16 protein-coding genes are annotated in these 18,362 nt (G+C 71.1%); 9 read left to right on the top strand and 7 right to left on the bottom strand.

From position 1 onward, the window contains the following. The first annotated feature begins 83 nt into the window (after window positions 1-83). The 8 genes from FF100_RS23715 (at window position 84) to FF100_RS23745 (ending at window position 8,286) form a co-directional block, all read left to right on the top strand. Window positions 84-1,034 carry a heme o synthase gene (locus tag FF100_RS23715; RefSeq protein WP_139038233.1) on the top strand — a complete coding sequence of 317 codons (951 nt, stop codon included), beginning with the start codon at window positions 84-86 and terminating at the stop codon, window positions 1,032-1,034. Between the two features lie 30 nt (window positions 1,035-1,064). Further along, window positions 1,065-1,220, top strand: a complete 156-nt coding sequence (locus FF100_RS37250) for a hypothetical protein (protein ID WP_048431787.1) — start codon at window positions 1,065-1,067, stop codon at window positions 1,218-1,220. A 22-nt stretch (window positions 1,221-1,242) separates the two neighbouring features. Further along, window positions 1,243-1,836 carry a cytochrome c oxidase assembly protein gene (locus FF100_RS23720; RefSeq protein ID WP_139038234.1) on the top strand — a complete coding sequence of 198 codons (594 nt, stop codon included), beginning with the start codon at window positions 1,243-1,245 and terminating at the stop codon, window positions 1,834-1,836. A gap of 194 nt (window positions 1,837-2,030) precedes the next feature. Then, window positions 2,031-2,888: a cytochrome c oxidase subunit 3 gene (locus tag FF100_RS23725; RefSeq protein WP_139038235.1), complete on the top strand. Its 858-nt coding sequence runs from the start codon at window positions 2,031-2,033 to the stop codon at window positions 2,886-2,888. A 104-nt stretch (window positions 2,889-2,992) separates the two neighbouring features. Next, entirely contained in the window at window positions 2,993-3,361 is a 369-nt protein-coding gene (locus FF100_RS23730) for a DUF983 domain-containing protein (protein WP_139038236.1), read from the top strand. After that, window positions 3,358-4,152 carry an SURF1 family protein gene (locus FF100_RS23735; protein ID WP_139038237.1) on the top strand — a complete coding sequence of 265 codons (795 nt, stop codon included), beginning with the start codon at window positions 3,358-3,360 and terminating at the stop codon, window positions 4,150-4,152. The genes FF100_RS23730 and FF100_RS23735 overlap by 4 nt, the downstream gene beginning before the upstream one ends. A 78-nt stretch (window positions 4,153-4,230) precedes the next feature. Next, window positions 4,231-7,230 (top strand): penicillin-binding protein 1A, encoded by a 3,000-nt coding sequence (locus tag FF100_RS23740; RefSeq protein WP_139038238.1) that lies wholly within the window; start codon window positions 4,231-4,233, stop codon window positions 7,228-7,230. Window positions 7,231-7,251: 21 nt separating this feature from the next. Then, a complete protein-coding gene (locus FF100_RS23745) occupies window positions 7,252-8,286 on the top strand; it encodes a hypothetical protein (protein WP_139038239.1) in 1,035 nt (344 codons plus the stop codon). 294 nt (window positions 8,287-8,580) lie between these two features. Here the strand turns inward: FF100_RS23745 and FF100_RS23750 are convergent, their stop codons facing one another. From FF100_RS23750 to FF100_RS23770, 5 genes are all read right to left on the bottom strand, one after another. Then, the gene (locus FF100_RS23750; RefSeq protein ID WP_139038240.1) at window positions 8,581-9,483 is read right to left on the bottom strand and encodes a polysaccharide deacetylase family protein; all 903 of its coding nucleotides are present in this window, start codon (window positions 9,481-9,483) and stop codon (window positions 8,581-8,583) included. A gap of 120 nt (window positions 9,484-9,603) precedes the next feature. Continuing rightward, complete coding sequence (locus tag FF100_RS23755) at window positions 9,604-10,404, bottom strand: ABC transporter permease (protein ID WP_139038241.1); 801 nt, start codon at window positions 10,402-10,404, stop codon at window positions 9,604-9,606. After that, window positions 10,401-11,291: an ABC transporter permease gene (locus tag FF100_RS23760; RefSeq protein ID WP_139038242.1), complete on the bottom strand. Its 891-nt coding sequence runs from the start codon at window positions 11,289-11,291 to the stop codon at window positions 10,401-10,403. The genes FF100_RS23755 and FF100_RS23760 overlap by 4 nt, the downstream gene beginning before the upstream one ends. Beyond that, window positions 11,288-12,400, bottom strand: a complete 1,113-nt coding sequence (locus tag FF100_RS23765; RefSeq protein WP_139038243.1) for an ABC transporter ATP-binding protein — start codon at window positions 12,398-12,400, stop codon at window positions 11,288-11,290. The genes FF100_RS23760 and FF100_RS23765 overlap by 4 nt, the downstream gene beginning before the upstream one ends. A gap of 8 nt (window positions 12,401-12,408) precedes the next feature. Beyond that, window positions 12,409-13,452: an ABC transporter substrate-binding protein gene (locus FF100_RS23770; RefSeq protein ID WP_139038244.1), complete on the bottom strand. Its 1,044-nt coding sequence runs from the start codon at window positions 13,450-13,452 to the stop codon at window positions 12,409-12,411. Between the two features lie 201 nt (window positions 13,453-13,653). On the opposite strand from FF100_RS23770, the gene FF100_RS23775 reads away from it, so the two are divergent. Beyond that, window positions 13,654-14,547 carry a GntR family transcriptional regulator gene (locus FF100_RS23775; protein WP_139038245.1) on the top strand — a complete coding sequence of 298 codons (894 nt, stop codon included), beginning with the start codon at window positions 13,654-13,656 and terminating at the stop codon, window positions 14,545-14,547. 72 nt (window positions 14,548-14,619) lie between these two features. Here FF100_RS23775 and FF100_RS23780 read toward each other — a convergent pair whose 3' ends face one another. Beyond that, the gene (locus FF100_RS23780; protein ID WP_139038246.1) at window positions 14,620-16,308 is read right to left on the bottom strand and encodes a hydantoinase B/oxoprolinase family protein; all 1,689 of its coding nucleotides are present in this window, start codon (window positions 16,306-16,308) and stop codon (window positions 14,620-14,622) included. A 17-nt stretch (window positions 16,309-16,325) separates the two neighbouring features. Further along, a complete protein-coding gene (locus tag FF100_RS23785; RefSeq protein WP_139038247.1) occupies window positions 16,326-18,344 on the bottom strand; it encodes a hydantoinase/oxoprolinase family protein in 2,019 nt (672 codons plus the stop codon). Window positions 18,345-18,362 lie beyond the last annotated feature (18 nt).

Consider the following 18,362-nt stretch of genomic DNA (forward strand, 5'->3'; position numbering starts at 1 on the left):
CTCTTCTCCCGAGCGCCCGAATGGGCGCTCCGGCGAGGAGCGCGACACCAGAAACCCTCCCAATCATGGCCGCGACACCCAGCATGACCTCCCTGTCGAACACCGCGATCCCCGACCGTCCCTTCGTCGAGGCGAACACCGCCGGCGGCGAGGTCGCGGATTACTTCGCGCTCCTGAAGCCCCGGGTGATGGCGCTGGTGATCTTCACCGCGCTCGTCGGCATGACGGTCACCCCCTCGCACGTGAACCCGGTGATCGGGGCGATCTCGCTCCTGATGATCGCGGTCGGGGCCGGCGCCTCGGGCTGCCTCAACATGTGGTGGGACGCCGACATCGACGCGGTGATGACCCGCACCCGGACGCGACCGATCCCAGCCGGCAGGATCCGGCCGAACGAGGCCCTGTCCTTCGGGCTCACCCTGTCGGTCGGCTCGGTGCTGGTGCTGGGCCTGGCGGCGAACTGGCTGTCGGCGGGCCTGCTCGCCTTCACCATCGTGTTCTACGCCGTGATCTACTCGATGTGGCTGAAGCGCTCGACGGCGCAGAACATCGTGATCGGGGGCGCCGCCGGCGCCCTGCCGCCGATGATCGGCCAGGCGGTGGTCACCGGCTCGGTCGGGATCGAGGGCACGGTCCTGTTCCTGATCATCTTCATCTGGACGCCGCCGCATTTCTGGGCCCTGGCGCTGGTCAAGGCCGGCGAGTACGCCCGCGCCGGCATCCCGATGATGCCGAACACCGCCGGCCCCGATTCGACCCGCCGGCAGATCCTCGCCTATTCGGTCCTGCTGGCCCCGCTCGGCCTCGCCCCGGTCTTCCTCGGCTTCGGCGGGATGATCTACGGCCTCGTCGGCCTCGTCGGCGGCCTCGCCATGGTGGGTTTGAGCGTCCAGGTGCTGCGCCGGCGCGAGGGCGAGGCGGCCAACAAGGCGGCGATGAGCCTGTTCGGATTCTCGATCCTCTACCTGTTCCTGCTCTTCTCCGCGCTCCTGGCGGAGCAGGGCCTCGGGCTGTTCCGGCCGGTCCTCGGCTGAAAGCCGCCCTCCCCCTTTGTCGATGCAGCGATGAGTGCGGTGCCCCAGCAACTGACCCCCGAAGAGATCCAGCGCCGGCGCAAGCGCTCCGTCGCCATCGCGATGGTGCTCGCCGCCCTGGTCCTGATCTTCTACGTGCTGACGATCGCCAAGCTCGGCCCCCAGGTCCTCAACCGGCCGCTGTGACGATCCGCGAGGCGAACCCGTCATGACCGATCCGCGCAGAGAGATGCAGAAGAAGGCCCGCACCACGGCGCTGGCCTGCCTCGGCCTCGTGGTCGGGATGACGGCGCTCGCCTTCGCGTTCGTGCCGCTCTACGACCTGTTCTGCAAGGCGACCGGCTACGACGGCACGCCCTTGCGGGGCGCGGCCGCCTCCGGCGCGGTCAGCCAGGACAGCATGCTGGTCCACTTCGACACCAACGTCGCGCCCGGCCTGCCCTGGCGCTTCGTGGCGGAGACGCCGCAGGTCGAGGCGCAGCTCGGCGCCACCAAGACGGTGTTCTTCCGCGTCACCAACACCGGCACGGTGCCGAGCACCGGGATCGCGACCTTCAACGTCCAGCCCGGGCTGACCGGCGGCTACTTCGTCAAGGTGCAGTGCTTCTGCTTCAACGAGCAGACGCTGCAGCCCGGCGAGACCATGGACTTCCCGGTGGTGTTCTACCTCGAGCCCGGCATCAAGGCCGATCCGAACACCCGCGAGCTCACCGAGATGACCCTGTCCTACACCTATTTCGCGTCGAAGAACGGCCAGCCGCAGGCCGCCCTCGCGACGCCGGCGGGAACGAAGGCCAATTGACGCCGATGGGCCAATCGACGGGATGGGCCAATTGACGAGGTGACAACCCCGCCGGGGCGGCATTAAAGCGTGACCGTGGAGAGCCGGGGGCGGAAACGCCGCGGCTCCGGGGAACGAGCCGCCCCGCGACCCTAGAATCCACGGCCGGCGCGGGGCGCGACCGGTCAGAAAGACCAGGCAGGAGACCCGCTACGATGGCCGAGGCGCACGGGAAGCACCACGACTACCACCTCGTCAATCCGAGCCCGTGGCCGCTCGTCGGCTCGATGAGCGGCTTCGTGATGACGTCGGGCGCCGTCCTGTGGATGAAGAGCCTGACCATCGCCAACATGGCGCTCGGGCCCTACGTCTTCTTCGCCGGCCTGCTCGGCATCCTCTACACCATGCTCAGCTGGTGGCGGGACGTCGCGCACGAGGCGAATACCGGCGACCACACCCGGGTGGTGCAGCTCTCGCACCGCTACGGCATGATCATGTTCATCGCCTCCGAGGTGATGTTCTTCGTCGCGTGGTTCTGGGCCTATTTCGAGGCGGCGCTCTACACCTCCGATCCGATCCAGGCGTCGCGGGTCGAGTTCACCGGGGGCCTGTGGCCGCCGAAGGGCGTCGAGGCGTTCGATCCCTGGCACCTGCCGCTGCTCAACACCTTGATCCTGCTCACCTCGGGCACCACGATCACCTGGGCGCACCACGCGCTGCTGAACAACGACCGCAAGGGCATGAAGTACGGCCTCTGGCTGACCATCGCCCTCGGCGTGCTGTTCTCCTTCGTCCAGGCCTACGAGTACGGCCACGCCCATTTCGGCTTCTCGGGCAGCATCTACTCGGCGACCTTCTTCATGGCGACCGGCTTCCACGGCGCCCACGTCATCATCGGCACGATCTTCCTCGCGGTCTGCCTGTACCGGGCCTATCTCGGCCAGTTCACCCAGCGCCAGCATCTCGGCTTCGAGTTCGCGGCCTGGTACTGGCACTTCGTCGACGTGGTGTGGCTGTTCCTGTTCGCCGCGATCTACGTCTGGGGATCGGGCGTCGGCCACGCCGCGCACTGATACCCGGCAGCGTCGGGAGCATGAGAGGGCGGCGAAAGCCGCCCTTTTCTTATGACGACGAACCCCCCAGATCGCGCTGATCCCCGCGTCCAGGAGTCGAGCCCATGGAATCCAACCGCACCGTCGATTCGCCGGCGACCGTGGGCCTGCGCGGCCGCTGCCCGCGCTGCGGCGAGGGCCACCTGTTCAAGGGCTTCTTGAGCTTCCGCCCGTCCTGCGAGGTCTGCGGGCTCGATTTCCAGTTCATCGACTCGGCCGACGGCCCGGCCTTCTTCGTGATGTCGATCGTCGGCATCGTCGTGGTGGCGCTGGCGATGTGGGTCGAGTTCGCCTACGAGCCGCCGATGTGGGTCCATGCCGCGCTCTGGGCGCCGCTCTCGATCATCTTGAGCCTGGCCCTGGTGCGCCCGCTCAAGGGCATGATGGCGGCCCTGCAATATGCCAACAAGGCCGCGCAGGGACGCTTCCGGTGAGCGCCGCGGTCGAGCGGCGGGCGGCCCTGCGCGACCTCCTGGCCCCTGCCCTCGCGACCCTGGTCTGCCTCGTCATCCTGATCGGGCTCGGCGTGTGGCAGATCGAGCGCAAGGCCTGGAAGGAGGCGCTGATCGACCGGATCGTCGCCCGTTCGCGGATCGACCCGCCGGCGCCGCTTCCGGCCTTCGACGCCTTCGATCCGGCGCGGGACGAGTTCGAGCGGGTGCGCGCCAGCGGCCGGCTGCTCAACGACAAGGAGACGCTGGTCCACGGCCTCGCCCCGGGCGACACGCCGGGCCGGGCGCTTCAGGGCTACTACGTCGTGACGCCGCTCCGGCTCGACGACGGCCGCACCGTGCTGGTCAATCGCGGCTTCGTACCGACCGAGCTCAAGGATGTCGGTCGCCGCGCCGCGGGCCAGGTCGAGGCCGAGACCACCGTCACCGGCATGCTGCGCCAGAGCGAGGCGCGGGCGATGTTCGTGCCGGCGCCGAACCCGCAGACCGGCGAGTGGTTCAACCGCGACGTGCCGGGCATCGCCGCCGCCAAGGGGCTGACGGGGGTCGCCCCCTACCTGATCGAGGCCGACGCCACGCCCAACCCGGGCGGCTGGCCGAAGGGCGGGCAGCTCCGGGTCGACCTGCCGAACAACCACCTGCAATACGCCTTCACCTGGTTCGGCATCGCCCTCTGCCTCGTCGGCGTGTTCGTGGCCTTCGCCCTGCGGCGCCTGCGCGGCGACGCTGTGGAGAGCCCGTCCGCCCCGGCCGCCGCCCCGCCGCGTCCTTAAAACAGCCGCGTTGTCCAGGCTCGGTTCAGGTCGCCGGGCGCCTCCTCCCTCGGGCGCCTCCCGGCCCTCTGGTCATCGATGAACGCGATCCTCATCAAGCTGTTTGCCACGGCCCTGACGCTGAGCCAGGTCACCACCCGTCCCGAGTCGATCCGGACGCAGTTCGATCCGGCGAAGGACGGGCCGGCGGTGGTGCAGCTCCTGCGCGACGGCTGCGCCCACATGCGCAAGGCCTTCGACATCGAGGACATCAACCTCGACGACCTGATCTCCACCGCGATGGAGGACCCGAAGGCCGTCGCCGGCGAGTCGAAGCTCCTGCACGGCCTCGACATCGCCGAGCTCAACACGAGCTACAAGCAGTTCTGCAAGGGCGAGAACCCGGCGAACTCGCCCTTCGAGGCGCGGGCCGTCATCGAGTTCTACAACAAGGCGGTCGCCGACCTGCCGGACGCCAACGCCCTCAAGACCCTGCGGCTGCCCGGCGCGACCACGATCCTCGACGGGCGGGGAAACCGCTTCTCGGAGACCTTCGAGCCCAACGGCCGGCGCGTCGCGGTGCCGATCGGCGAGATTCCCCCGCTGGTCCAGAAGGCGTTCATCGCGGCCGAGGACAAGCGCTTCCTGACCCATCACGGCATCGACGAGCGCGGGGTGATCCGCGCCTTCATCGGCAACCTCGCCTCGCCGGGCCGGCCGCAGGGCGGCTCGACCATCACCCAGCAGGTGGTGAAGAACCTCTCGGTCGGCGACGACGTCACCTACGAGCGCAAGATCCGCGAGATGATCGTCGCGGCCCGGGCCGAGCGGGTGATGACGAAGCCGGAGATCCTCGGCCTCTACCTCAACGGCATCTATCTCGGCCGCGGCGCCTACGGCGTCGAGATGGCGGCGCGCAGCTATTTCGGCAAGTCGGTCAAGGATCTGACCATCGCGGAGGCGGGCCTCCTCGGCGGGATGCCCAAGGGCCCGAACTTCTACAATCCCGACCGCTACCCCGACCGGGCGCGGGAGCGGCGGGCCTACGTCCTCACCCGCATGAAGGAGGAGGGCGCGATCACCGAAGGGGAGATGAATACGGCGCTCGCCGCCCCCCTCGGCCTCGCGCCGCTGGAGCGCCTGCGCCAGGATGCCGGCTTCCACTTCGTCGACCACCTCACCCGCGAGGCACGGACGCTCGCCGGCCTCGAGTCCTTGACGGCCGGCGCCTACACGGTGCGCTCGACCCTCAATGCCGGGCTCCAGGAGGCGACCGAGGGCATCCTGCAGGAGAGCCTGTCGCGCTACGAGGCCTCGACCGGCCGCGCCCGCTTCGAGGGCCCGGAGGCGAACCTCGCCGACGCGGTGCGCCGCATCGAGGCCGCGGCGCCGACGCCCGAGCCGGCCCCCGCTCCCACCCCTGCCCCGGAACCCGCACCGAAGGGCAAGAAGAGCCAGAAGCAGGCGAAACCCGCCAGGCCTGCCGGACCGAAGCCCGCCTGGCAGCGGGCGCTCGAGACCGCGCGCCTGCCGCTCTACGACGTGCACTGGCCGGCCGCGATCGTGCTCTCGACCGGCGGCCAGGGCGGCGCGCGGGTCGGCCTCGCCGACGGGCGGGTGGCGAGCCTGAACCCGGGCGCGGCGCGCGGGCGGCTGTCTCCCTACGACGTGGTCCGGGTCAAGCTGTCGGAGGGCAAGGGCTCGGCCCGGGCCGACCTGCGCATCCGGCCGCAGGTCCAGGGCGCGGTGCTGGTGCTGGAGAACCGCACCGGGCGCATCCTCGCCATGGCGGGCGGCTTCTCCTATCCGTTGAGCCAGCTCAACCGGGTGACCCAGAGCGTGCGCCAGCCCGGCTCGACGCTAAAACCCCTGACCTACCTCGCCGCCCTCAATGCCGGCCTCCAGCCCAACACCCTGGTGATGGATGCCCGGGTCACCCTGCCGCCGATCGGCGGGGTGGGTGATTCCTGGTCGCCGAAGAACTACGAGGGCGGCGGCTCCGGCCCCACCACCCTGCGCCGCGGCCTCGAACACTCGAAGAACCTCGTCACCGCCCAGCTTCTCAAGGGCGGCATCGCCGAGAAGGCGCCGGCCAGCCTGACCAAGGTCTGCGACGTCGCCCTCGAAGCCCAGCTCTACGCCGAGTGCGAGCGCTACTATCCCTTCGTGCTCGGCGCCCAGCCGGTGCGGATGATCGATCTGGCGAGCTTCTACGCCGCCGTCGCCAACGAGGGCGAGCGCCCCTCCCCCTACGGGCTGGAGAGCGTCGCGCAGGGCGACAAGACCCTCTACCAGCACGCCGACCGGCCGCTCGCCCGCATCGGCTCGGCCGACCGGGTGGCGTTCTACCAGCTCAAAAGCCTGCTCCAGGGCGTGACCCAGCGCGGCACCGCGGCGGCGCTGGCCCGGTTCTCGCCCTACGTCGCCGGCAAGACCGGGACCTCGGAGGACGAGAACGACGCCTGGTTCGCCGGCTTCACCAACGAGATCACCATCGTGGCCTGGGTCGGCTACGACAATGCCGACGGCAAGCGCCGGACGCTCGGCCGCGGCCAGACCGGCGGCCATCTCTCGGTGCCGATCTTTTCCCAGGTGCTCCAGGCCGCCTGGGCCAACGGCGTGGCGAAGACGCCGCTTTCCGGCCCGAGCCCGGAGGCCAAGCGCCTGATCGCCGACGAACCGATCGACCTGCGCTCCGGCAGCCGGGTCGCCGGCGGCGGCTTCATGGAGCATTTCCGCCTCTCGGTCGACGGCCGCCTCGCGGAGACCCGCTTCAAGCTGGTGCCGCAGGAGCAGATCTACGCCATGCGGCCCGACAGCGAGCAGGACGGCGACAGCCAGGACGGCGGCTTGCCGGGCGAGAACCCCGGCCGGATGCCCGACGAGGCGCCGGATGCCGACCGCTACGACCCGTTCGGCGCGCTGTTCGGCCGACCCGAACCGCGGACCTATAGCCGGCGGGCCCAGCCGGTGCAGCCGCCGGAGCCGACATGGCCCGGTGCGCGCAGCCGCTCGCCCTTCGGCGACGACGACGAGTATATTCGCCGGCCGCGGCGGCGCGACCCGGACTACCCGTTCGGCGACGACCCGACCTACTGACCTCGAGACAGGACACTTCCCGTGCGTGACAGCCTGACGGCGCGCCCGCGCCTCCCCTTGCTCGTGCTCGCCGCGCTGTTCGCGGCCTCCCCGGCCTGGGCCGAGTACCGCACCAAGGACGTACCGGCGGTGGCCGGGCTCGATCCGGTGGGGATCGCCCCGAACACCATCGCGTTCACCGATCACCGCGACAACCCGGCGAGCCCGGAAAGCGGGCTCGTGCCGTTCGCCGAATGGGGCAAGCGCAGCCCGGCCCAGAAGGCCCTGCTCTCCCCCCACCCGGCCTATGTCGAGCCGGATTACGTCCAGACCGTCAACGGCGTGGCGAAGCCCCGGCACGAGGCGCTGAAGGTCTACGTGGCGGAGGCGCGGTTCATCGTGCCGCGGGCCGCCGACCGCATCGACCTGAAGCGCTTCGCCACGATCCCGTTCGTGTCGCGGATGGATCCGGCCATCAGGCACAAGGCCTTGAGCCCCGCCGACGCCACCCCGACCAAGGATCCGGCCGCCGCCTTCGCCCGCCGGCCCGACCGGCCGTGGTGCGAGGCGCCCGACACCACATGCATCGAGTCGCGCTACGACCTGGAAGGCAAGCTGCCGCTCGGGGTCAAGCTCGCCAACAAGCTCGAGGACGGGGGCAAGAAGATCGCCGAGTTCGTCTCGTTCCAGAGCGAGCTGCGGGTGCTGCCGCCGGACGAGGCGGCGAAGCTGGTCCAGCTCACCAAGATCGAGGCGCCGGTCGCCGGCGCGATGGAGCAGAACATCTTCTGGGTCAACCAGATCCTGCGCTTCGGCAAGTTCCTGGCGGTGCTGCAGCCGGCGGCGGGCGACCCGAACAAGACGGTCGTCACCGCCTACATGACCCTCGGCATCAAGGCCGACGTGCTCGACCGCAAGAAGGAGTACGAGCGCGTCCCGGTCCTGCGCAACCTGCTGCCGGCCCAGGTGCTGATGGGCAATTCCTCGTTCAACACCGGCACCTCGATCAGCGCCGGCCTGCCGGCCTACGCCCGCAACCGGATCGCGGCCTTCGCGGACGCCCTGGCCAAGGAATAGGGCGGAGAGCCGGATGTCGGCCTGGGCGAGCCCCGCAACCGTCGCGCCGGGTGCTCGCTCATTCGGTCCGTCGCCGCTTGGCGCGCAAGGTGCTCGGCAGCGATGCCCGCATGATGCGGGACAAGGGGCCGGGCTGTCTGCACGCTCGTCCGTGCCGCCCGGCTATCGGCGCCCACCCGGGCGTGGCCGGGCGGGGCAGTCTCCCCATCGAGGGACATCGGATCCAGCGCGGGCGCGTGGAAGGCGACCTTCACGACGGCGCGCGATGCCGTCGTCCCGACCGCGCGGCCTCGGTCACCCGGCTCCCGCGGCCTCGCGCAGCCAATGCCCCGCGATGGCATCGCGGCGGGCGAACCACGTGCCCTCGCGGGCGGCCGCGTGGGCGAGGAAGCGCTCCAGCCCGCCGATCCGGCCGGGCCGGCCGATGATGCGCAGGTGCAGGCCCACGGACAGCATCCGGGGTGCCTCGCCTCCCTCGGCATGGAGGCGGTCGAAGGCGTCGATGCAGTAGCGGGCGAAGTCGTCGCCGAAGACGAAGCCGCCGCCGCGCTGGAAGCGCATGTCGTTGGTGTCGAAGGCGTAGGGCAGCACGACGTGCGGCCGCCCCTCGCGGCCCGGCACGAGATAGGGCAGGTCGTCGTTGTAGGCGTTCGAGTCGTACAGGAAGCCGCCCTGCTCCAGGAGCAGCCTCCGGGTGTTGACCGAGGTGGCCGAGCGGGTGTGCCAGCCGACCGGGGGGCGGCCGGTCGCGTCGCGGATCGCCGCCACGGTCTGGGCGATCGCCGCCCGCTCCTCCGCCTCGCCCATCCCGGCATGGCGCTCCCAGCGCCAGCCATGGGCCGCGACCTCGTGCCCGTCGGCGACCGCCTCCTGGGCGAGCCACGGCGACAGCGCGACGGCGCGTCCGTTGGCGTTGAGGGTGGCCGAAACGCCGTAGGCCGCGAGCAGGGCTCGGATGCGCGGCCAGCCGGCCCGGGTGCCGTACTCGAAATGCGATTCCATGCAGAGGTCGCGGGAGCCGACGACCTCCTCCACCACCTCGTAGACGGATTCGTTGCGCTCGTCGCCCATGCCGAGGGACAGCTCCGCCCCTTCCTCGACGTTGACGACGACCGAGACGGCGAGCCGGGCGCCGCCCGGCCAGGCGACCTTGGGCGGGTGGCCGCCATAGCCGCGGAAATCGCGATCGTGAACCATGGGGAGATCAGACCTCACCTCGGCGTTAGACTTGGACCTTGGCGTTAGACTTGGACCTTGGCGTTAGACTTGGACCTTGGCGCTAGACTTGGACCTTGGCGCTAGACTTGGACCTCGGCGTTAGACTTGGGCCAGGCGGCGCAGGCCGACGAGGCGGTCGCCGAGGATCAGCACCACGACGGCGAGCAGGATCAGGAGCGTCGAGACCGCCGCGATCGTCGGGTCGGGCCGCTCCTCGACGAGCTGGAGCATCTGGATCGGCAGGGTCTTGGTCCAGGCATCGGTGAAGAAGATCGAGATCGGGTAATTGTCCATCGAGGCGAGGAAGGCGAACAGGCCGGAGGTGAGGAAGGCCGGCGCGAGGCCCGGCACCAGCACGCGCAGGATGGCGGCCGGGTAGGACAGGCCCAGCGTCCGGGCGGCGTCGATCAGGGTGAAGTCGAACAGCGAGAGCGCCGCCGCCACGTTGCGCACGACGTAGGGCAGCGTGATCACCCCATGGGCGACGAGCAGGCTCACGCCGACGTCACGCAGGCCCATGGCGCGAAACCCCTGCAGCATGGCGATGCCGACGACGAGGCCCGGCAGCATCAGGGGCGAGATCAGGAAGGTGACCAGGGCCTCGCGCCCGGGAAAGCGGCCGCGCACCACCGCGATGGCGCAGAGCGTGCCGAGGACGAGCGCCAGGGCGGTGGCGAGGCCGGCGACCCGCAGCGAGGTCCAGAGGGCCGGCCAGAGGTCGCGGGAGACCCAGAGCCGCTCGTACCAGCGCGTCGACCAGGCGGGCGGCGGCAGGGTGAAGACTGCGCTCGACCCGAACGAGACCGCCACCGTGACGGCGAGCGGCGCCATCAGGAAGGCGGCGGAGGCCACCGCCAGGGTCCAGACCAGGGCGAGGGACAGGCGCTCGGTCGCGGTCATGACAGTCCTCCTCCGCCGAGGCGGCGCGCGAGCGCGGTCGAGCCGACCACGACGGCGACCGCCAGCGCGAGCAGGATCACCGCCGTGGTCGAGCCGAGCTGCTCGTCGCGCAGGAACAGGAAGGCGCGGCCGGTCAGCGTCGCGAGGGTCTGGTAGCGGTCGCCGATGACGAGGCTCGGCACGACGTACATCGACACCGCCAGCGAGAACACGAAGGCCACCCCCGAGACGATGCCCGGCAGGGTCAGCGGCAGGGTCACGGTGAGGAAGCGGCGCACGGGGCTGGCGCCCAGGGTCGCGGCGGCCTCCGACAGGCGCGGGTCGATCAGGCGGATCACCGCGTAGATCGGCAGGATCATGAACGGCAGGAAGACGTTGGCGGCGCCGATGACGAGCCCGGTCTCGGTGAAGAGGAGCCGCTGCGGCGCATCCCAGATCCCGAGCCCGACGAGGGCCTGCGACACCACCCCGTCGCGACGCAGCACGATCTGCCAGGCATAGGCCTTGACCACGACCCCGACCGAGAGCGGCAGGATGACGGAGAGCAGCAGGAGCGCCTGCACCACGCCGCGGGCCCGCGCCAGGGCGATGGCCGCCGGATAGCCGGCGAGCAGGCAGACCAGGGTGACGAGGAGCGCGCTCCTCACCGTGTTGCCGATGACCCGCCAGCTGAACGGATCGGACAGGAACCGCGCGAACGGCGCGAGGCTGATCCCGTCGGGGCCCGAGAGGCTGTGGCCCAGGAGGACGAGCAGCGGCCAGCCATAGGCCGCCGCCAGATAGGCGAAGGCCGGCAGCGCCATGAGCGCCACCGGGTCGGGGCGCGCGAGGCGCGGCCAGCGGGCCGGGACCGGACCGGCGGCGGGAGCTGCGGTGGGCGCGCTCATGCGGCCTGCCTCAGCGCCGGCTCGGCGGGGAAGACCAGCGTGTCCTCGACCGCCCAGGACAGCCGCAGCCGCACCCCGGGCGCGGCGCCCGCCGGGATCTCGGGGGCCTCCACCAGCAGGGTCCTGTCCCCGTCCGGGCCGGCGAAGAACAGGTGGGCGCGGGCGCCCTGGAAGGCGACCTCGACGAGGGCGGCCTCGACCGTGTTCGCCCCGAGGCCCGGTTCCTCCCGGACGAGGCGGATCCGTTCCGGCCGCACGCCGAGGAGCACGGGGCTCCCGGGACGGAAGCGGCCCGGCGCCCGCACCGTCCCGAGCGCCGTCTCGACCCGGAGCATCCCGTCGCCCTCTTCCTGCACGAGGCCGGGGATCCGGGTCGACAGGCCGACGAAGCCGAGGGCGAAGGCGGAGGCGGGCCGGCGGTAGAGCGTCACCGGATCGGCGAGCTGCTCGATCGCGCCACGGTTCATCACGGCGATCCGGTCGGACATGGTCAGCGCCTCGTCCTGGTCGTGGGTGACGAACAGGGCCGTGATGCCGAGCTCGCGCAGCAGGCGCTTGAGGTCGATCTGCATCGCCTCCCGGAGCTTGCGGTCGAGGGCGGAGAACGGCTCGTCGAGGAGCAGCAGCTTGGGCTGAACGGCGAGCGCCCGGGCCACCGCCACGCGCTGCTGCTGCCCGCCCGAGAGGGCTTGCGCGCGGCGGTCGGCGAAGGCCGTCATCTGGACGAGGTCGAGGAAGCGCGAGACGGTGCCGGCGATCCCGGCCCGGGGGTGTCCCTTGGCCTTGAGCCCGAAGGCGACGTTCTCGGCCACCGTGAGGTGAGGGAACAGGGCGTAGTTCTGGAACACGACCCCGACGTCGCGCCGGTGCGGCGGGGTGCGGCTGATGTCGCGCCCGTCGAGCACGACCCGGCCGCGATCGGCGGCCACGAGGCCGGCCACGATGCGCAGCAGGGTCGTCTTCCCGCAGCCGGAGGGGCCGAGCAGCGAGACGAACTCGCCGCGGGCCACCGCGAGGTCGACGCCGCCGAGGACCGCGCTCGTGCCGAAGCGCTTCTCGGCCCCGGTGATCGCGAGGAAGCCGGGATCGGGGAGGCGAGGATCCGACATGCTGCGCCTCAGATCGCCATCTCGCGGTCCCAGCGCTTGATCCAGCCGTCGCGCTCGCGGGCGACGGTGGCCCAGTCGATCTGGTGCACCACGAGGTCGGAGGGCAGGCCGGCCGGGCGCGGCACCGCGCGGTTGGTGGGCAACGAGAAGGTCGGGCCGACGAGGCGCTGCTGCAGCTCGGCCCCGAGCAGCATGTCGACATAGGCGAAGGCGAGGTCGGGCTGCGGCCCCCCCTTCACCACGGCAACGCCCGACGGCATCGCGAACACGCCCTCCTTCGGCGCCGCGAGGCCGATCGGGGCGCCGGCGGCCTTGCGCTCGAGGGCGTAGGACGACATCGCGGACGAGATCATCCAGGCCTCGCCCTGCTCGAGCAGGTTATAGGCCTGCGGCTGCTGCGTGTAGACCGTGAGCAGGTTCGGCTTGAGGGCCGCGAGCTTGCGGAATCCCGGCTCGACGTCGCGCTGCGCCGCGTCGAGGGACCGGCCGGTCGCAAGGGCGGCGGCCACGAAGAGATTGGCCAGCCCCTCGGTGTTCTGCAGCGAGGGGAGGATCACCCGGCCCTTGTATGCGGGGTCGTAGGGGTCGGCCCAGGAAGTCGGGGCCTGGCGCATCGCCTCGGTGTTGTAGGCGATGCCGAGCCAGGGCTGGAGGTAGTTCGCCCACATCCCGTCCATGTGGACGGTGCCGGGGATCAGGGCGGCGAGGTTCGGCACCCGGGCCGGGGTCAGCGGATCGAGCAGCCCTTCCTTGATCGCGAGGATCATCACCGGATCGTCCATCTGGACCACCGACAGGTAGGGCCGGTCGCGGTTCTTCTGCATCTTCTCGAGGTTCACGAGCGAGCGCGTGCCCTCGAAGATCACTTTGGCGCCGTGCTTCCGCTCGAAGGCCGGGACGACGATCTCCTCGACCCAGGCCTTGTGGCCGGCGGCCCCGCCGACGACGAGCTCGCGGGTCTGCGCCCGCAGGATGCCGGGCGCCGCCACCAGGGCGCCGAGCGTTGCCGCCCCGCGCAGAACCGAACGACGGTCGGGAGAGAAGGACGGCATGGCGGGGAAACCCTCCTGGCGGGGCTGACGACGCCTTCAGGGATACGGCCGACCGGCCCTAAGATGAAGCACAAACTGGTCGCAATTGTGCACAATCTTGGAGCGATGGACGGCGCGAACGGGCTTGGGCGACGGCGCGTCCGGCTTTATCTCGAGCCGGGGCCCAGGCGAGGTCGTCAGATGCGGGCCGGGAGGGGCTTGATGGATCGGAAGGCGGACCCCGACATTCCGTCGGGCGACGAGACGGCGCAGGCCGGGATCGACGACGGGGCGGTCCATGCCGGCTCTCTCGACGAGGCGGCGGTCCACGCCGGCTCTCTCGACGAGACGGCGGTCCACGCCGGCTCTCTCGACGAGACGGCGGTCCACGCCGGCTCTCTCGATGAGACGGCGGTCCACGCCGTCTTGGCGCGGGTGCTGCTCGACGGGCGGGTTCCGGCCGGGACGAAGCTCGGCGAGCACTTCCTGGCCGAGATCTTCGGGGTGAGCCGCGAGCGCGTGCGCAAGGTGCTGCACCGGCTCGGCCACGAGCGGCTGATCACCGTCGAGAAGAACCGCGGCGCCTTCGCGATCGCTCCCGATCTGGAAGAGGCGCGGACCGTCTACGAGGCGCGGCGCATCCTCGAGGGCGGCATCGTCGGCCATCTCGCGACGAGCCTCGACGCGGCCGGCGAGGCGCGGCTCGCCGCCCACGTCGCGGCCGAGGACGCCGCGATGGCGGCGGGCGACCGCTTCACCTCGATCCGCCTGTCGGCGGAGTTCCACACCATTCTGGCCGACCTCACCGGCAACCCGCTGATCCGGCGCCAGATGCAGGAACTCGTCGCCCGCACGATGATGCTGGTGGCGTTCTTCGAGCCGGACAGCTCGGTCGCCTGCCAATGCGCCGAGCATCGGGCGGTGTTCCGGGCGCTCAGCGGCCGTTCGCGGGCGGGGGCGGTGCGGGCGATGACGACCCACCTGTCCCTGGTCGAGACGCGGCTGCGCCCGCGGGTGTGCGAGGCGGTGCCCCCTCCCCTCGACGAGGTTCTGCGCGACGCCCTCTCCGCCTGGCAGAGAGGGTCCGCCGCGCGGACGGCCCAGGGCTCCGCCTGATACGGTCTCCGCATCGCGAAGCGATGAACCGGAAACCGTATGGCGCGGCTTTCCGCGGTCCGAAGGGCGTGCTCAGCCCGCCGCGTAGACGGTGCGGGCCTGCTCGGGCGTGATGAACCCGTCGAGGAGATCGTCGCGAACCCGCTCCGGATCGCGGGCCTCCGGCGGTCCCCAACCGCCGCCGGCCGGCGAGCTGATGCGGATGCGGTCGCCGGGGGCGATCGGCACGTTGGCGAACTTGCTCGGCGAGACCTTGCCGAAGGCCTGCGTGACGGTGAGCCATTCCCCGCTGCCGGCCCGCATCATGAGGAGCTCGGCCTTCGCGCCGTCGTGCCCGCCATGGAGGCCCCAGGGGCTCACCTTCTGGCGGTCGCTCATGTAGCTGAAGGTCATCGGCGTGCCGGTGCTGCGCACGGTCTTCGAGAGGGCGAGGCCGCCCCGGAAGGTGCCGGGCCCGCCGGAGCCGTCGACGAGACGGAACTCCTCGACGTGCCAGGGGAAGCGGTACTCGAACACCTCGACCGGGATGTGCGGGCAATTGCCGTTGATGCCGCCGACCGCGTCGTTGCCGTCGGCGAAGCTGCGCCCGCCCCAGCCGACCGGGGTGAGATCGTAGCAGCAGAAGAACTCGCCGGTGGCCGGGTCGGTGCCGCCGAACAGGAAGTTGCTGTGCGTCGCCCCGTCGGTCGCCGCCGAGCGGTCCTTGAGGCCCGGCGCCAGCGCGCCCATCACGCAATTGGCGATCCGGCAATGGGTCTCGGTGTTGCCGCCGACCGAGGGGCCGGGGAAGTTCACGTTCACCACCGTGCCGGGCGGGGCCAGCACACGGATCGGCCGGAAGCAGCCGGAATTCTTCGGGATCGTCGCATCGGTGAGCTGGAGGATCGCGTTGTAGGCCGCCCCGTAGGCGACCCCGAGGGTGCCGTTGATCGGCCCCTTCGCCTGGGGCGAGGAGCCGTGATAGTCGACCACGAGGTCGGAGCCCGCCACCGTCACCTCGGCCCGGATGGTGAAGGCCCGGTCCTCGATGCCGTCATCCTCCATGCAATCCTCGAAGCTGTACCGGCCGTCCGGAATCTTCTCGATCTCCGCCCGCATCCGGCGCTCGGAATAGTCCATCAGCGCCGCGACGTGCTCGCGGAAGGCTGCGACCCCGTGCTTGCGGACGAGATCGGCCATGCGCCGCTCGCCGAGATCGGTGGCGGCGATGAGGGCGCGGAAATCGCCGTAATTGTAGCGCGGGGTGCGGACGTTCGCGAGCATCAGGCGCCAGACGTCGTCGACGTCGCGCCCCGCCCGCTTGATCTTGACCGGCGGCACCCGCAGTCCCTCGTGGAAGACCTCCGTCGCCTCGCCGGCGAACCCCGCCGGCGCCATGCCGCCGACCTCGCAGACGTGGCCGATCGCGACCGAGAAGCCGATCAGGCTGCCCTCGACGAAGACCGGCTTGAAGAAGGTGTGCTCCGGCGTGTGCAGGCCGCCCCGGTAGGGGTCGTTGTGGACGAGGACGTCGCCCTCCTCGAGGTCGGCGAGCGCGATCTCCTGCACGCAGGAGCGCAGCAGCAGCGGCATGCCGCCGATCATCGAGGGGCAGAAGTCGCCGGTGGCGACCAGCTCGCCGGTCGGCAGGGCGAGGCCGCAGGTGAAGTCGAGGGATTCCGAGAAGATCGTCGAATAGGAGGTGCGCATCAGCGTCACCCCCATGTCGCGGCAGATCGAGACCAGGATGCCGCCGACGATGTTGAGCGAGACCATGTCCATGGCGAGGGCTCCCTGGCTCAGGCGGTGATCAGGAGGTTGCCGGTGCGGTCGACGGTCAGGCTCTTGCCGGGATCGAGCACCGTGACCGAGGCCGCCTCCTCGACCAGCGCCGGTCCGGTGATGGCGTGGCCGGCCCGCAGGTCGTCGCGGGCATAGACCGGGGTGTCGAGAAAGCCGCCGCCGAACCAGACCGGGCGGCGCCCGCGCGGCACGGCCGGGCCGTCGGCCTCCGGGATCGACGGAAAGGCGAGATCGCCGGTGCGGGCGGTGCCGGTGACGAGGAAGTTGACCATCTCCATCGGGTCGTCGAGGCGGAAGCCGAACCGGGCCTCGTGCTGGGCGTGGAAGGTCGCCAGCAACGCGGCGACCTCGTCCTCGGTGAAAGCGTCGGCCTCGGTCGGGATCTCCAGCTCGTAGTTCTGGCCGAGATAGCGCATCTCGACGCTGCGCCGGATCGCGACCTCCGGATGGCCTTGCGCGGCAAGCTCGGCCCGGCATTCGGCGACGAGGTCGCCCATCGCCGCGGCGGCGCGGGCCCGGTCGAAGGCCCGGGAGGTGAGCTGCACCGTGCGGGCGCGGTCGACCCGCGCATCCGCCATCGTGAACCCGAAGGCGGAGAACTGGCCTGGGAAATTCGGCACGAGGCCGCGGGGGATCGCGGCCTCGCTCATCAGGTCGCTGACATGCGGCGGGCCGGCGCCCCCGAAGGCGACGAGGACGAAGTCGCGCGGATCGAGGCCCTGTTCGGTCAGCACCGTGTGCAGCGCCCCCACCATGTTGTTGTTGGCGATCCGCACGATGGCGAGCGCCGCCTGCTCGACCGAGAGGCCGAGCGCCTGCCCGACCGGGGCGACCGCCGCGCGGGCCGCCTCCGCATCGAGCGCCATGGCGCCGCCGAGGAAGTTGGCGGCGCCGATGCGGCCGAGCACGACGTTGGCGTCGGTGACGGTGGGCAGGCTGCCGCCACGGCCGTAGCAGGCCGGCCCCGGATCGGCCCCGGCACTCTCGGGGCCGACCACCAGCATGCCCCCGGCATCGATCCGGGCGATCGAGCCGCCGCCGGCGCCGATCGTGCGGATGTCGATCATCGGGACCTGGATCGGCCGGCCCCAGGAGATCTCGAAATCGGTGGTGAACTTCTCCTGCCCGTCCACCACCGTCGAGACGTCGGTCGAGGTGCCGCCCATGTCGAGGGTGACGAGGTTCGGCAGTCCGAGATGGGCTGCGACGCGCTTGGCGGCGATGACGCCGCCGGTCGGCCCCGAGACGGCGATCTGGATCGGCTGCGCGACGGCGGCATCGAGGCTCATCTCGCCGCCGTTCGAGCGCATCACCACGATGCCCGCCGCGACGCCCTGCTCGTCGAGCTGCCGGCGCATCGCCCCGAGCTGGCGCCCGACCACCGGCTTGATGAAAGCGTCGCAGATCGTGGTCGAGGCACGGAAATGCTCCTTCCACTTCGGCAGCACCTCGTAGGAGATCGAGACCGGCAGGCCGGGCAGCCGCTCGGCGAAGATCGCCTTGATCCGCCTCTCGTGCGCGGGCGCGAGGTAGGAATGCAGCAGCACCACCGCGACCGCCTCGACCGTGCCCTCGGCCGCGAGCCGGTCGGCGAGGTCGGCCACCGCCGCCTCGTCGAGGGGCTGGAGCACCGCTCCGTCGGCGCCGACCCGCTCGTCGACCTCGTGGGCGTCGCGCCGCATCACGAACGGCTTCGGCTTGACCCAGGCGAGGTCGTAATGGTGGCGCCGGTTGCCGCGGCCGATGAACGGCACGTCGCGAAAGCCCCGCGTCGTCACGTAGGCGACCCGGGCGCCCTTGCCCTCGAGGAGCGCGTTCGTCGCCACCGTGGTGCCGAGCCGGATCGCCCCGATCGCCGGGATGTCGCCGAAGGCGTGCAGGCCCGTCATGATGCCCTGGATCGGATCCTGGGGCGTCGAGAGGTTCTTCCAGGCTCGCAGCGCCCGGCCCGATTCGTCGTAGGCGACGAAATCCGTGAAGGTGCCGCCGATGTCGATGCCGAGCCGATAGGCCATTGGGGGCGTCCTCCCGTC

This window comes from Methylobacterium terricola, from assembly GCF_006151805.1.
Lineage (GTDB): Bacteria > Pseudomonadota > Alphaproteobacteria > Rhizobiales > Beijerinckiaceae > Methylobacterium > Methylobacterium terricola.

What these genes read in the sequence shown, in the direction of transcription:
- FF100_RS23755 (WP_139038241.1), bottom strand. Translation starts at nt 10,404, where the DNA reads ATGACCGCGACCGAGCGCCTGTCCCTCGCCCTGGTCTGGACCCTGGCG.
- FF100_RS23775 (WP_139038245.1), top strand. Translation starts at nt 13,654, where the DNA reads ATGGATCGGAAGGCGGACCCCGACATTCCGTCGGGCGACGAGACGGCG.
- FF100_RS23765 (WP_139038243.1), bottom strand. Translation starts at nt 12,400, where the DNA reads ATGTCGGATCCTCGCCTCCCCGATCCCGGCTTCCTCGCGATCACCGGG.
- FF100_RS37250 (WP_048431787.1), top strand. Translation starts at nt 1,065, where the DNA reads ATGAGTGCGGTGCCCCAGCAACTGACCCCCGAAGAGATCCAGCGCCGG.
- FF100_RS23740 (WP_139038238.1), top strand. Translation starts at nt 4,231, where the DNA reads ATGAACGCGATCCTCATCAAGCTGTTTGCCACGGCCCTGACGCTGAGC.
- FF100_RS23770 (WP_139038244.1), bottom strand. Translation starts at nt 13,452, where the DNA reads ATGCCGTCCTTCTCTCCCGACCGTCGTTCGGTTCTGCGCGGGGCGGCA.
- FF100_RS23780 (WP_139038246.1), bottom strand. Translation starts at nt 16,308, where the DNA reads ATGGACATGGTCTCGCTCAACATCGTCGGCGGCATCCTGGTCTCGATC.
- FF100_RS23785 (WP_139038247.1), bottom strand. Translation starts at nt 18,344, where the DNA reads ATGGCCTATCGGCTCGGCATCGACATCGGCGGCACCTTCACGGATTTC.
- FF100_RS23715 (WP_139038233.1), top strand. Translation starts at nt 84, where the DNA reads ATGACCTCCCTGTCGAACACCGCGATCCCCGACCGTCCCTTCGTCGAG.
- FF100_RS23750 (WP_139038240.1), bottom strand. Translation starts at nt 9,483, where the DNA reads ATGGTTCACGATCGCGATTTCCGCGGCTATGGCGGCCACCCGCCCAAG.
- FF100_RS23730 (WP_139038236.1), top strand. Translation starts at nt 2,993, where the DNA reads ATGGAATCCAACCGCACCGTCGATTCGCCGGCGACCGTGGGCCTGCGC.
- FF100_RS23760 (WP_139038242.1), bottom strand. Translation starts at nt 11,291, where the DNA reads ATGAGCGCGCCCACCGCAGCTCCCGCCGCCGGTCCGGTCCCGGCCCGC.
- FF100_RS23720 (WP_139038234.1), top strand. Translation starts at nt 1,243, where the DNA reads ATGACCGATCCGCGCAGAGAGATGCAGAAGAAGGCCCGCACCACGGCG.
- FF100_RS23725 (WP_139038235.1), top strand. Translation starts at nt 2,031, where the DNA reads ATGGCCGAGGCGCACGGGAAGCACCACGACTACCACCTCGTCAATCCG.